At 53.5% G+C, this 12,821-nt stretch carries 12 protein-coding genes; 7 read left to right on the forward strand and 5 right to left on the reverse strand.

The window, feature by feature from the left end; genetic code table 11:
* The first annotated feature begins 105 nt into the window (after nt 1-105).
* The 5 genes from AB7E06_RS10370 (at nt 106) to AB7E06_RS10390 (ending at nt 4,994) form a co-directional block, all read left to right on the forward strand.
* Nucleotides 106-1,263, forward strand: a complete 1,158-nt coding sequence (locus AB7E06_RS10370; protein ID WP_376912740.1) for a branched-chain amino acid ABC transporter substrate-binding protein — start codon at nt 106-108, stop codon at nt 1,261-1,263.
* Between the two features lie 128 nt (nt 1,264-1,391).
* Complete coding sequence (locus AB7E06_RS10375; protein WP_094196387.1) at nt 1,392-2,324, forward strand: branched-chain amino acid ABC transporter permease; 933 nt, start codon at nt 1,392-1,394, stop codon at nt 2,322-2,324.
* On the forward strand, nt 2,321-3,427 hold the full coding sequence (locus AB7E06_RS10380; protein ID WP_376912741.1) for an ABC transporter permease subunit: 1,107 nt from the start codon (nt 2,321-2,323) through the stop codon (nt 3,425-3,427). Before AB7E06_RS10375 ends, AB7E06_RS10380 begins: the two co-directional genes overlap by 4 nt.
* Nucleotides 3,424-4,260 (forward strand): ABC transporter ATP-binding protein, encoded by an 837-nt coding sequence (locus tag AB7E06_RS10385; RefSeq protein WP_427956814.1) that lies wholly within the window; start codon nt 3,424-3,426, stop codon nt 4,258-4,260. The genes AB7E06_RS10380 and AB7E06_RS10385 overlap by 4 nt, the downstream gene beginning before the upstream one ends.
* Nucleotides 4,257-4,994 (forward strand): ABC transporter ATP-binding protein, encoded by a 738-nt coding sequence (locus AB7E06_RS10390; RefSeq protein WP_427956817.1) that lies wholly within the window; start codon nt 4,257-4,259, stop codon nt 4,992-4,994. Before AB7E06_RS10385 ends, AB7E06_RS10390 begins: the two co-directional genes overlap by 4 nt.
* Nucleotides 4,995-5,206: 212 nt before the next feature.
* Here AB7E06_RS10390 and AB7E06_RS10395 read toward each other — a convergent pair whose 3' ends face one another.
* The gene (locus tag AB7E06_RS10395) at nt 5,207-6,346 is read right to left on the reverse strand and encodes a hypothetical protein (protein WP_159063911.1); all 1,140 of its coding nucleotides are present in this window, start codon (nt 6,344-6,346) and stop codon (nt 5,207-5,209) included.
* Nucleotides 6,347-6,822: 476 nt separating this feature from the next.
* Here AB7E06_RS10395 and AB7E06_RS10400 point away from each other — a divergent pair, with 476 nt between their 5' ends.
* Complete coding sequence (locus AB7E06_RS10400; protein WP_257790049.1) at nt 6,823-7,326, forward strand: SDR family NAD(P)-dependent oxidoreductase; 504 nt, start codon at nt 6,823-6,825, stop codon at nt 7,324-7,326.
* 55 nt (nt 7,327-7,381) lie between these two features.
* On the opposite strand, the gene AB7E06_RS10405 is transcribed toward AB7E06_RS10400, so the two are convergent.
* Complete coding sequence (locus tag AB7E06_RS10405) at nt 7,382-8,071, reverse strand: VIT1/CCC1 transporter family protein (protein WP_395029341.1); 690 nt, start codon at nt 8,069-8,071, stop codon at nt 7,382-7,384.
* 536 nt (nt 8,072-8,607) lie between these two features.
* Here AB7E06_RS10405 and AB7E06_RS10410 point away from each other — a divergent pair.
* Nucleotides 8,608-9,285, forward strand: a complete 678-nt coding sequence (locus AB7E06_RS10410; RefSeq protein ID WP_125277489.1) for a type 1 glutamine amidotransferase domain-containing protein — start codon at nt 8,608-8,610, stop codon at nt 9,283-9,285.
* Between the two features lie 429 nt (nt 9,286-9,714).
* Here AB7E06_RS10410 and AB7E06_RS10415 read toward each other — a convergent pair whose 3' ends face one another.
* The 3 genes from AB7E06_RS10415 to dut form a co-directional block, all read right to left on the reverse strand.
* A complete protein-coding gene (locus AB7E06_RS10415; protein WP_427956822.1) occupies nt 9,715-10,899 on the reverse strand; it encodes a restriction endonuclease in 1,185 nt (394 codons plus the stop codon).
* A gap of 325 nt (nt 10,900-11,224) precedes the next feature.
* Nucleotides 11,225-12,220 (reverse strand): 23S rRNA (adenine(1618)-N(6))-methyltransferase RlmF, encoded by a 996-nt coding sequence (gene rlmF, locus AB7E06_RS10420; protein ID WP_427956825.1) that lies wholly within the window; start codon nt 12,218-12,220, stop codon nt 11,225-11,227.
* Between the two features lie 132 nt (nt 12,221-12,352).
* Nucleotides 12,353-12,814, reverse strand: coding sequence for a dUTP diphosphatase (gene dut, locus AB7E06_RS10425; protein WP_123049011.1), 462 nt, complete (start codon nt 12,812-12,814; stop codon nt 12,353-12,355).
* Between the last annotated feature and the right edge of the window lie 7 nt (nt 12,815-12,821).

Raw genomic sequence — 12,821 nt, forward strand, 5'->3', positions numbered from 1 at the left:
GCACACGTTTGGTCGCACATTTCACCTGGAGCGGCGGCCCGGCGTCTATTCTCACGGCACGGGCCGGCTTGTAGCGCGGCTATATTAAAAACGAAGGAGAACAATATGCAGTCCATCACGACCTTTAAATTGGCCTTGGTTTCGACAGCGGTTTTCGGTGCATTGGCGGCTAGCCCCGCCTTGGCCGCTGACAAGGTTATCAAGCTGGGTTTTGCGGCTCCCCTGACCGGCCCGCAAGCTCACTACGGTGAAGATATGCGCAACGGTCTGGTGCTGGCGCTGGAAGAGGCCAACGCCCAAAAGATTGAGATTGACGGTGCAACCGCCCGCTTTGAGCTGGTCGCCAAGGATGATCAGGCTGACCCGCGTACCGCCGTTCAGGTGGCTCAGCAAATTGTGGACGATGAGGTGGATGGTGTATTGGGCCATTTCAACTCGGGCACCACCATTCCCGCCTCGCGTGTCTACAATGACGCGGGTATCCCCCAGATCGCCATGGCAACCTCGCCTGAGTACACCCAGCAAGGGTACGACAATACCTTTCGCATGATGACCAGTGACACCCAGCAAGGTGCGGCGGTGGGCCAGTTCATCGTCAAGGATCTGGCTGCCAAGAAAGTGGCTTTGATCGATGACCGGACCGCCTACGGTCAAGGTCTGACAGATCAGGTGGCCCGTGCGGTAGAAAAAGCCGGTGGCCAGATCGTCGCCCGTGAATACACCACGGACAAAGCCAACGACTTCACCTCCATTCTGACCAACATCAAATCCAAACAGCCCGATGCCATCTTCTTTGGCGGTCTGGATGCGCAGTCCGGCCCCATGAAGCGCCAGATGCAGACTCTGGACATTCAGGCACCGCTGGTTTCGGGCGAAATGACCCGCAGCGACACCTTCCTGCGCTTGGCTGGCAATGCGGCTGACGGCACCTACGCGTCCCTGGCCGGTGTGCCGCTGTCCACCATGGTCGCTGGTGAGAAGTTCGCCAAGGACTACCAGGCCCGCTTCAAGGCTGATCCTGGTGTTTACGCGCCTTACGCGTATGACGGTGCCTGGAACATGATCACTGCCATGAAAGAAGCGGGTTCCTCCAAAGCAGAAGACTATCTGCCCAAGCTGGCCGCCTTGAAACGCAACGGCGCTACCAGCAACAACATTGCCTACGACCAGAACGGCGACTTGAAAGAAATTGCCGTCACCATCTATGAAGTGAAAGATGGTAAGTGGACGATGGTAAAAACCATGGTCAGTCAGGCTAACTAAGCGCGTTTGATCCTGCAGTTTGAGCCCTATGGGGCTCATCTTTACCGTGGCCTGTGTTTGGCAGGCCCACGCTCCCTGTTCTATCGCCATGCGCCAGGGCAGGGAGCAATGACCACGAGTCCCAATCTATGGAAATCCTGATACAACAACTAATAAATGGCCTGACCGTGGGCAGTGTCTACGCCCTGGTGGCGCTGGGCTACACCATGGTGTATGGAATTATTGGCCTGATTAATTTTGCGCACGGTGATGTCGTCATGGTTGGGGCGATGCTGGCTACGACAGTGGTGTTGTCGCTGGTCGGCGCGGACCCGGCAGGGCTGTCCGCCTGGCTGATGGTGGGACTGGCTCTTCTGGCCGCGATTCCGGTCTGCATGGGCATAGGCTGGACGGCAGAGCGTTATGCCTATCGTCCCTTGCGTCGTGCTCCCCGTCTGGCGGCATTGATCACGGCTATCGGTGTGTCCTTTATTGTGCAGAATCTGGCCATGATGATCTGGGGGCGCAATTATTTGAGCTTCCCGCACATTATTGAGCCGATGGTGTTCCAACTGGGCGAAGCGCGCATCAGCTTGCTGCAAATTCTGATTATTGTTGGTGCCGCTGCGATCATGTCCGGCCTGATGGTGCTGGTGCACCGTACCCGTCTGGGCACGGCCATGCGTGCCACCGCCCAGAACCGGGAAGTGGCCGGTTTGATGGGGGTGAACATCAATACGGTGATCTCCGCAGCCTTTGTGATTGGCTCGGCCTTGGCGGCTGTCGCAGGCGTCATGATCGTGACCTACTACGGTGTTGCCCAATACACCATGGGCTTCATGCTGGGCCTGAAAGCCTTTACCGCCGCTGTTTTGGGTGGCATTGGCAATTTGGGCGGCGCCATGCTGGGGGGCTTGCTGCTGGGCCTGATCGAAGCTCTGGGCGCAGGCTATATCGGCGACCTGACCAATGGGGTCTTTGGCAGTAACTATCAGGATGTGTTCTCTTTTATCGTGCTGATCCTGGTGCTGATTTTCCGTCCCTCGGGCTTATTGGGTGAACGTGTGGGAGATCGCGCATGAGTCTGAATCAAACCCTAAGTGGCGCTGGCTCCAAACAGCGTCCCGCAACACCCGCTAAAGTCTGGGTCGGTGCGCTTCTTATCGGTGTGGTGCTGGCCATTCTGCCGTTTGTTTTGGGGATGGCCGGTCAAAGCTGGGTTCGCACGCTGAACTTTGCCCTGCTGTACGTGATGCTGGCCCTGGGCCTGAACATTGTGGTGGGCTTTGCGGGTTTGCTGGATTTGGGCTATATCGCCTTCTATGCCGTTGGGGCCTATGTCTGGGCCATGTTGGCCTCACCACATTTTGGTCTGCACTTGCCGTTCTGGATGGTGCTGCCAGCCGGGATCGCCTTGGCGGCCGTATTCGGTGTGCTGCTGGGCTTTCCGGTGCTGCGCTTGCGAGGCGACTATCTGGCCATTGTGACGCTGGGATTCGGAGAAATTATCCGTATCTTCATGAACAACCTGGATGCGCCCGTCAATATCACCAACGGCCCGCAAGGGATCAACCGGGTCGATACCTTCAAGATTGGCGACTTCATTTTCGGCAAGGCGGAAACCCTGTTTGGCATACGGATTACCGGGCCAGAGAAATACTATTACCTGCTCCTGCTGATCACGCTACTGATTGTGTTTATCTGCGTACGCTTGCAGCACTCCCGTATTGGCCGTGCCTGGGAAGCCATTCGTGAAGACGAAATCGCGGCCAAGGCCATGGGGATCAATACCCGTAACGTCAAACTGCTGGCGTTTGCGATGGGTGCAACGTTTGGTGGCGTGGCAGGGGGCTTGTTTGCCTCCATGCAAGGCTTCGTCAGCCCAGAGAGTTTCAGCCTGACCGAATCGATCTCCGTGCTGTGCATGGTGGTGCTGGGCGGCATGGGCCATATCCCTGGTGTGATCGTGGGAGCCTTGCTGCTCTCCGTATTCCCGGAGCTGTTGCGCTCGGTTGTGGTTCCGCTGCAGCAAAGCGTGTTTGGTGATGTGATTCTGGATCCGGACGGCATTCGTATGCTGCTGTTTGGCTTTGCCCTGGTACTAGTCATGATCTATCGCCCTGAAGGCCTGTGGCCCTCTGCGGTGCGCCGTCGTGAGCGCAAAATGAAGCAGGTGCAAGCATGAGTCTGACCATGAACCAACACGTAAAAGACGGCGAGGTGCTGCTGCAGGCAGAAGGCTTGTCCAAACGCTTCGGTGGTTTGCAGGCCTTGTCCGACGTCAGTTTCAGCATTCGCAAGGGCGATATCTACGGTCTGATCGGTCCGAACGGAGCGGGTAAAACCACGCTGTTCAATGTGATGACGGGCTTGTACATCCCCGAGTCGGGCCGCTGTGCCTTTGCCGGTCGCAACCTGACCGACTGCAAACCCCATCAAATCGCTGAGTCCGGTTTTGCGCGTACCTTCCAGAACATCCGCTTGTTCGGCAGCTTGTCTGCCCTGGAAAACGTCATGATCGGCCGCCACGTCCGCACCCGTGCAGGCGTGCTGGGGGCGGTATTGCGTAATCGCGCTACCCGCCAGGAGGAAGAACAAATCGAGGCCCGCGCCTACGAGCTGCTGGATTACGTCGGCATTGCCCAGCACGCCAACGAGATTGCGCGCTCCCTGTCCTATGGCGACCAACGTCGCCTGGAAATCGCCCGAGCACTGGCAACGGATCCTATGCTGTTGGCACTGGACGAACCCGCTGCCGGCATGAACCCGTCCGAGACTGTCGTCCTGCGCCAATTGATTGAAAAAATCCGTGGTGACGGCATTACCGTCCTGCTGATCGAACATGATATGAAGCTGGTGATGGGCCTGTGTGATCGAGTTCTGGTGCTGGAGTATGGAAAGGTACTAGCCGAAGGCAAACCCGCCCAAGTCCAACACAACCCGCGTGTGATTGAAGCCTATCTGGGCGCAGGTGCCGCCAAAGACATGGGTATTACCGTTGAAGAGGAAAAGGCATGAGCACAGAACCGTTGATGCTGGATATTCGGGGTCTGGATGTGGCTTATGGCGGCATTCGGGCGGTACGCGGCTTGGACCTGCGAGTGGGCAAGGGTGAACTGGTTTGCTTGATTGGTGCCAACGGCGCCGGTAAAAGCACCACGCTGCGAGCGATCACAGGCCTGGTGCCTGCGGCTGCAGGACAGATCGAACATCAAGGTGAAAGCATCATCGGCCTGCCATCGCACCAACTGGTGCGCCGTGGGGTGGTCATGGTGCCAGAAGGGCGGGGGATTTTTCCGCAACTGACGATCGAAGAAAACCTGGCCATGGGGGCGTATACCCGTAAGGACCACCACGAAGTCCGCCAGGATATCGAGCGTATCTATACTTTGTTCCCGCGTCTGGCCGAGCGTAAGAAACAATCGGCAGGGACTTTGTCTGGTGGGGAACAGCAGATGGTGGCAATGGGACGGGCGATGATTTCCCGGCCTTCATTGCTGCTGCTGGATGAGCCGTCCATGGGCTTGGCGCCGATCATGGTTGAACGGATTTTTGAACTGATCCAGACGATTGCTAAAGAAGGTGTGACGATTTTGCTGATCGAGCAGAATGCGCGACTGGCTTTAGAGTTGGGGGATAGGGGATATGTGATGGAGTCGGGGCGGATTATCCTGGAAGGCCCGGCTGCGCAGTTGCTGCATGACCCGAAGGTGAGGGCGGCGTATCTGGGGGAAGAGGATTTTGCTGCGTAAGTAGGATTCAGGGTTGAAGAAAAAGCCAATCAGCTTTGGGTTGATTGGCTTTTTTTTTGTGCTGAGTCTTACTTAGTGACGCAGATTAACGTATAGGTGTCTGCTTTCGACCCTAAGCGGTAATTGACGACATTATGGAGAAGCTAACGTTTAGCAACGTTTGTATTCACCGGTATGCGGGGCTTTTCGCGCAAGTCCAGTGGAATGATTGGTTAGTCCTGAGGCACATTTGCAGATTTTTTCGATACCGTAGAAGCTCTGTGCATTACCCGAGCGACGGTCATGGCTCTATCCCAGTCGATCATTTCGAAGAATGAATCTTGTGCGAATTTACGCTCAAAGGAGGCGATGAAGGAGTCAAGCCACATGTGGTACTCCCAGCCAGCTCGCGTAAGCAATGCAAGAGCTTTGAATTCGACAGAAATGCGTACTTCTATCTGATAGACGCTTAATGAGAGCTGATCTTCCTCCTCTAAGTAAAGCTTTTCAAACCCTCTCGGAAGATTTGCATTAACACCAGGAAAGCTCACTTCCAAATGCAAGCAAAATTTCGGTGTGTCTATTTCAATTCGCCGCTCAGATATACGCGTGACTGTTGCTTCGCTAGGCAGAACCAGGTCGAAGGACTCAAAGCGAACATTGTTTGGGCCATAGGAAACTACGATCCTCCCGTGATTCGGTTTGTCTGACATGGCTGAATCTACAAAGGCAGGCCGTTCTATCATTGGCCTAGAAAACGTATCTAGAAATCTGTTCTTGAAAAGAACGGATGGAACGTCTTCTCTGCCGAACTCCACGAGAAGAGCATCGTCGAATGGAGGTTGGTTAAAGAAGTCCTTGAGATGGGTTGAAAGCATGTCGAGAAGATAGTACTCAGTGGCTTCCGCAATCAGAGCTTTCGAGGCGACGTTCTTAAAATTCAGTTTCTGAGAGTCCTTGTCATACTCAATAATTCCGGAGAGTGGTTCTTTATCCCAGAGTTTTTTTATTGCTTCATTCTCAGCAAATAGACTCTGCAAGTAGCTGGTTAATGACTCAGAGAAATCGTAGCGAGGGATCTTGACAAGAATATTTTCGTTCTTTCTGTAGGCAAACAATCCCTCAAACGAGCGTTGAACACGTCGCTTTTCAATAAACTTTCGAGAGATAAGTGCAAATGCGAGGAGCACCATAGACAGGCCCAGTAAAAGGAGCCCTTCATTTGAAATCCCGAGAATGGCCGCCATTGCTGAGGCGAGAACGTTAACGCCCAATGCAAGCAATACGGTAGCTACAAAAAGCTCTGCCAATGCGCCCCTTCCAGCTAGGATTTCTTCGACGATGCTAGAGCGGTGAGGTGATTTTGTTCTCATAAGGGCTAACTATAAATTTGGGTAGCAATTTTGCCGTATAAGATTTCGGCTCGAATCACGAGGCGACTGGCTCCTAGCCTAGGTTTTCAAGGGTTTTTACCCTACCAAATGGGGAATGAAAAGCAGCAGCACACAAATGCCCCCGTAAGCATACAGTTGTAGGGCGCGAGCAGCAGCTTTTGGGCTTATTTGCTGACCGTCAGCTTCTGGCCGAAAGCAGACAGAATAATAACTAACAAAAAGAAATGTGTCTCTACATCGAATAAATAGAAAACTGAATCGTTCGGTGGCATTGGATAATGGTTTTTTGTAGATAGCTATTTGTTGGTAGATACATACGATGCAAATAGTCGTTAGGAGTTTTGAGCGGACTCTAGGGGGGACTGTAAACCTTTAAAAAACCAGTTTTGATATGTCTGATAGGCAGCTATGTGGATAGGGCGAGCTTGCTCTATCCAAAAAAATAGTGAGTTGTAATGGTACTTCTATGTGAACGACTCGGTTGTAAAGCTCCACTAAGAAGAATACAAACGGATTCAGGAATTACCGGACGACGCGCGTTAATCTGTGGGGCGTCGAGTGGTTTGGGGCTGGCGTGTGCCCAGGCACTAGCCGCTGAAGGCGTGCAAGTCACCCTGGTATCTCGCAGCGAACACAAGTTGCAAGAAGCCGCCAAACAGATTGAAGCCTCTATTGGTGCCGCAGCCAAATGGATTGCCGCCGATCTTTCTCAGGCGGCCGACAGAAAAACCGTAGCTGCCGCGTGCTCGGACATCGACATTCTGGTGACCAATGCGGGCGGGCATCCGTCTATGCCTTTTGCTCAGTTGGAGACTTCTCATTGGCAAGCCGCTCTGGAGCAAAACTTCCTTGCTGCAGTCGAGTTAATTCAGGCTGTATGCGCGCTAGGGCCGATGTTTGTTGGGCGTAGTTGTTGGGCGAAAGGTTTAGGAGTCGTGGGTCTTAGCGTGGGTAGCTGAGAGAGTGTCGGAAATTTTGTGTTCGGGCCTATGATTGCCAAAGAACAAACTGCAATTAAGCAGCAACGCCAAACAAGGCACCGACGCCAGCCGTTAGTCCCATCGCCAATGCCCCCCAGAAGGTCACGCGGGCGGTCGAGATAAATAGAGGAGCGCCGCCTGCCTTGGCAGCGATCAAGCCTAACAGTGCCAGAAAAAGCAGTGAGCTGCCTGCGACATACCACATGAGTGCAGCCGTTGGCAGCAGCAGAACCACAAGCAAAGGAAGCAGGGCGCCGGCTGCAAACGTCGTAGCGGAGGCCAGTGCAGCCTGTACCGGTTTGGCCGCCAAGGTCTCGGATATGCCAAGCTCGTCTCGTGCATGGGCCCCGAGTGCGTCGTGAGCCATGAGCTGGGTCGCTACATTTGAAGCCAGGTTTTCATCCAAGCCGCGATTGACATAAATAGCAGTGAGCTCTGCATGTTCTTGTTCGGGGTCCTTAGCCAACTCTGCCTTCTCGCGGGCCAGATCCGCATTCTCTGTATCGGCTTGGGAGCTGACCGACACATACTCACCCGCCGCCATAGACATGGCCCCAGCGACCAGGCTGGCAACGCCGGCCACAAGAATGCTCTTTGCGCTTGCTCCTGTGGCGGCCACACCCAAGACCAAGCTTGCTGTAGAGACAATCCCGTCATTCGCACCAAGAACCGCAGCACGAAGCCATCCTGTCCGGTGCGTCTTGTGTCTTTCTGTATGTCTCATGGGTAGCCCCAGGTTGATGTGTGATTACGTACTGAACCGGTGGTGTGACGAATGACCCGCTTACGTTAAGCACGCGCTTTCAGTCTTGGCATGTAATTAGAAAGTATCAGGATCAATAGTAATTCGATGTTGACGCTAACAGTCTCTTCAGTACCTTGTTTTCAGCAGGAAACGGCGGTGAATCCATATACAAAATCCTTCCTTTGTTCCTGACTGACGTTAGCCAGACTGGCAATGTTAAATTCGCCGTCTGTCTGTCTGTCTGTCTGTCTGTTTGAGTAAAGCTTGGGTTCAGATAAACCTGGAACGGACGACCTAGCAATGTGGGTGCCGCAACGTGATCATTTTAAGTGGCTGCGGGAAGGCATGGTTCTGTCTCGCAACGGCATGGACGACGATCTCGGCAGCCGTCGCAGGCCTTGATCGGCATACTTACCAGCAGCCGTTTGGTAAGCTGGTGATTGGCATCGTTAGCGAGTAAGACCTCGTTGGCGTGACTGCTTGCTTTCCTATCCTCCATTCAAAGAAGGTGCTCCATGAAGATTTTGATGATTCTTACTTCGCACGATCAACTGGGCAACACTGGCCAAAAAACGGGTTTCTGGCTGGAGGAGTTCGCCGCGCCTTACTACGTCTTTAAGGACGCGGGCGCGCAGATCACGGTCGCCTCGCCGCAGGGTGGACAAGTGCCACTGGACCCAAAGAGCGATGATCCAGCGGCGCAAACCGATGACACCCGCCGTTTCAAGGATGATCCGGCGGCTCAGTCCGTATTGGCCGAGACGCAAAAGCTCATGGACGTTGTGGCCACTGATTTTGATGCCGTGTTCTATCCGGGCGGCCATGGGCCTTTGTGGGATCTGGCCGAAGATCCCACATCGATCGCATTGATCGAAACCATGCTGGCCGCAGGCAAGCCGGTTGCTGCCGTCTGCCACGCTCCAGGCGTGTTGCGCCATGTGAAATCGGCTGACGGCACACCGCTGGTTCGAGGCAAGTCGGTTACAGGTTTTGCCAACAGCGAGGAAGAGGCTGTCGGTCTGACCGACGTCGTGCCATTTCTGGTGGAAGATATGTTGAAAGGAAATGGTGGCAATTACAGCAAAGGCAGCGACTGGCAACCTCATGTGGTCAGCGATGGCCTGCTGATCTCCGGTCAGAATCCGGCGTCATCCAGACCCGCCGCCGAGGCCTTGCTGAAGATGTTGGGGTGAACCCGCCTAGCCAACGATGCTGTGAGCAGCATCGTTGGTGCAGTGATTCTTTTTGCTTGGTTAGCCGATAGTCGTCTTTAGTGAGCGACTGTGATCGATCCGAAGCAGCCAGTCACGTCGCAACGGGTCAGACGACATGTATTGGAGTGAAATGGTTAGAACCTTATCCTTAGCCCATCATCGGCTTTCGCTGCTTCGCGCATCTCTCCGACCACAACATAGACTGATAACGTTGACCACTGCCTGGTGCTTTGGTGCACTGTGCTTTCCCTGTATGGCTTCGCTTCCTGGCATGTAAAACGAGGCTTTTTCAGTTGCACATGAGCGAAACAGCAGCTGTGATCAAGAATGGGCATTGCCGCTCAATGGTCATCGAAACGCTCAATCAATTCCGTGAGGGTCAATCTGGCAGTTAATCGAACGGTTAAATTACACCATTGTTTTTTCATCCTCATCCTCCGATTCAGCCTGGAAGACCTCAATCAGCTTCTGATTGTAATCATCCAGATAGGTCTGCAAGCCTTCACGATCGATGAGGCGAACACCAGCCGTGTAAGCAAGCTCTTTGGCCGATTTCGTGTAATAGGAATTGGTCACGACCATGGCTTCGTCGCAACCGTAGAATGCCTTGGCCGAGATCGCTTGTTGAACGGCGGCATTCCCAACGGAGCCAGTGTAATTTTTTGCTTGGATCACCATATTCTTGCCGAACCGACTCACAAACAAATCGGCACCCTGGTCAGCGGTCTTCTTCGTTTCTTTCACGTCGAAACCGATGGTTTGGAAAACTTCCATCAAAAAGGCCTCGAACTGGAACCCGTCCATTGCGTCCACCAGATACATCGTGATGAACCGGTTCGGATTGAAGTGTTCAAGCTGATTCCCCAGCCGCTCGACGAGAACGTCGAAGTAGACCTGCTCACAATGGTTCAGCCCTGATAGGAAGGCGGACAAGGAAATCAGAGGAATATTCACCGTTGCGTTCGCTTGAGCGTTGAATTGAATATCCGGGTAGGAAATATCATTTTCCCAGAGGTAGTAATAAAACAGAGCAAGATCGGATCTGAACGTCGTTCCAGCCTCGTCGATCCATGATCGAAGAGTCTCGGTCAGGTCGGCTTTTATGTGACGGCTGAGCTCTCTGGAGAAGCCAAGGTAAGTTGAGTTGAACGAAGTCGTCAGAAGCAGCTTGTCCAGCAGTGAGGGCAAGCCTTCAAGCTCATCAAACCCCTTACGAATCAGCACCTCTCTGAAGAGCTCACGTTCAGTGTAGATACCTTCGGGCCTAGGCCCCGGCATCCCGACGTCGTTGGACGTTGACGCAGTTTCCCGGGTGGTATGGATGAAATTTGTGAAATAAGGCTGCTTAAGCTGCGCGTATTTTCTCAGTACATTGTTAAGCAAATCGTTCAACTGTGCTTGCTCTTTCTTCTTACCCAGAAAATCTTTGATAAGTCCTTTGGACTGATACTGAAAGTCAGGGTAGAAAGAGGGGTCAAGCGGGGTCAACTGCTGAGTTGACAGCGTAGCAGACGGTGATGTGTCGGAGCTGTTGCACCAAGGGCAGGCCGTCTCAAAAGTTGTTCTGTTGCATCCGTGGCATTGGTAAATCATGCATATCCTTCCCGCGCTGAAGACAGATCTGAGGTGCAAGACTTTATCTATCAGTTTCGATCAGTGGCCACTGGATATGAATCTGACGCCCTGAAAAGCCTCTGCATTTGATCAAAGACGGTAGCCTATTGTTACCTTTCCGTCTACGGGGGTCTTCCACCCTCAGGTGCTGTGTAGTGCCCATAGCCATCTTGAGATGGCTACTCCTAGCCGTGAGCCGACATCTTCAGCGATTTACACCCGTCAAACCTGTTTTTACTCATCACCTTTAGCGCGGAAAGAGCTATTTATTCACCTTCTGTTTCGCTAAACATTTGAGGTAAGTCTACTTCCAACGCTCCTTGCGCCAAGCCTCTTGTTCTTCCGCATCAAGAAAAGTCCAAGCTACGAAGCGGCTTTGCTTATGGCCCTGTGTCATTTCTACGGTTTTGACCTTAACCGCCTTGGCCTTCTTTAAGGCATTCAACACACTGGGTACATTCGATGCTTTGGACACCAAGGTACTGAACCAAAGCACTTGCCCGCCTACGGTCACGCTTTCTTCTATCATGCGGCGGATAAAAAGCGCCTCGCCGCCTTCGCACCATAGCTCCGTATTCTGCCCACCAAAGTTCAATACAGGAGCATTGTGCTTAGGTGCAGCCTTGCCTAAGCCACGCCATTTACGTTGACTGCTGCTTACCGCTTCTTCCTGCGAGGAATGGAAGGGTGGATTGCACAGCGTCAGGTCAAAGTAATCGTTTGTGCCCAGCAAACCCTTGAAAATATGTCTGGGCGATTTTTGTTGGCGTAGCTTGATTGCAGCCGATAAACCAGGATTCCCATGAATAATGCTTCGTGCTGATGTCAGTGCATCAGCCGAGATGTCCGAGCCTAGAAACTGCCAGCCATAGTCGGCATGGCCGATCAACGGGTAGATGGCATTTGCACCTACGCCAATATCCAGGACACGTACTGCCTCACCATTAGGAATGGCCCCCTTATTGCTGTTAGCCAGCAGATCGGCCAGGTAGTGCACGTAATCGGCTCGACCCGGAATGGGAGGGCACAGGTAATTGGCCGGAATATCCCAATGTGCTATGCCGTAAAAGCTCTTGAGCAGGGCACGATTCAGGGCTTTGACGGCATTCGGATCAGCGAAGTTGATACTCTGATCACCGTACGGATTCAAGAAAACGAAAGCGGCCAGTTCGGGCGTTTCTTTGATCAGAGCGTCAAAGTCGTAGCGGCCCTGATGGTGGTTGCGCGGGTGGAGCTGGGCCGCTGTTTTGTTGGAAGTGGGTAATTCAGCCTTGGAATTACCTGTTTTTGAAGAGCGCATTGAAGTCCGAAATTGGCCTGGGTAAGTCTGAATCGTGGCGTTGCTACGTTTTTAAAACACAGTGTCAGGGTTATAGGAGCGATGCTTGTGTGCCAAGGCGTTCTGCATCGCGTCCTTCTCCGGCTTTACTGCCTAGTTTTTGCCCGTGCTACCAAAGCCACCTGCACCGCGCTCGGTCTCGGTAGAGAACTCGTTCACAAATTGCAGTGCTACTTGCACCACGGGTTGGAACATCAATTGGGCGATACGCTCGCCGGGCTGGATCACATAATCCTGGTCGCTGTCGTTGGCCAGAATCACGCCGATTTCGCCGTGGTAGTCGGCATCAATGACGCCAATGCCTTGGGCAACACGCACGCCGTGCTTTAGCGACAGGCCGGAGCGCGAGGCGACGATGGCCACCAGACCAGGGTCCATCATATTGATGGCCAGGCCGGTTTTAACCAGCGTACGGCCGCCTGCGGGCAGGGTAACGGCTTCGCTCAGGCAGGCGCGCAGGTCCATGGCGGCCGAGCCGTCTGTGGCATAGCTGGGGGCTTCAATAGTGGTGCCCAACAAGTCATTGACGATGCGAGCTTCAATACGGCGGTGCATAGACGGT

Source organism: Alcaligenes sp. (genome assembly GCF_050255915.1).
Classification (GTDB): Bacteria; Pseudomonadota; Gammaproteobacteria; order Burkholderiales; family Burkholderiaceae_B; genus Alcaligenes; species Alcaligenes aquatilis.